This window comes from Rhodococcus sp. P4_B6, assembly GCF_056402215.1.
In genome coordinates, this window is record NZ_JBFUHV010000460.1 from 1 (window position 1) to 1,038 (window position 1,038).

The 1,038-nt window shown below is 64.9% G+C and carries 1 protein-coding gene; it reads left to right on the forward strand.

Annotated features, from left to right (window positions below; all coding sequences use genetic code 11):
* Window positions 1-1,038: winged helix-turn-helix domain-containing protein (locus AC1DWT_RS51545; protein WP_477926314.1), on the forward strand; the 1,038-nt coding region annotated here is incomplete at both ends.

Consider the following 1,038-nt stretch of genomic DNA (forward strand, 5'->3'; position numbering starts at 1 on the left):
CGCCCAACGCCCTCGAGGCACTGCGCAGTGACGGCGTGGCGACCGCCTGGCTGACGATCGACAATGACGACAACACGCTCATCTGGTTCCTCACCCACCTGATCGAGTCCATCGCCGTCGCACAACCAGCCTTCGGCCGGGAACTGGTACGCGAACTCGAAGTCCACGGCGCCGGCCGCGAGCGGTACGTGCTCACCTCGTTGATCGACAAGCTGCACTCGGCCGACCAACACGTCGCCCTTGTCATCGACGACTGGCACCGCGTGAGCAACGACGACACGCGGTCGGCACTGGCGTTCTTACTCGAACACGGGTGCCATCACCTGCACCTGATCGTCACCAGCCGCACGCGGCTCGGCCTTCCGCTCAGCACGATGAGTGTGCACAACGAGCTCGTCGAAATAGATTCCGCAGCACTGCGGTTCGATGTTCGAGAGTCGACACAGCTGCTTGTCGACCGGACCGGCCTCGATCTGGACGAACCCGATATCGTCGAACTCGAACAATCGACGGACGGGTGGGCGGCGGCACTGCAACTGGTCTCGCTGGCACTGCGCGATCACCCGCACCCCCGCGAGCTGATCGACCACCTGTCCGGAGGGAACCGTGCCATCGGCGAGTACCTCGCCGAGAACGTCCTCGGCAGTCTCGATCGACACACACTCGACTTCGTGCTCACCACCTCGATCACCGAGAAGACCTGCGGCGGACTGGCGCGCGCACTCACCGGCGACCAGGAAGGGCAAGCCGCACTCGAGGACGTCGAGGCACGTGATCTGTTCCTGCGCCGCCTCGACGACGAGGGGGAGTGGTTCCGCTATCACCACCTGTTCGCCGAGTTCCTCCAACGCCGCCTCGCGCGCGACAACCCCGATCGAGTGGTCGAACTCCACCGGAAAGCAGGCCGGTGGTTCGCGGGCCGGGATCTTCTCAGCCAGGCGGTCGACCACTACCTCCTCGCAGGTGACGAGCACGACGCCGTCGGACTCGTCGAGGATGCTGCGATGGACCTGCTCGAGCGGTCGCAAATGGGAACAC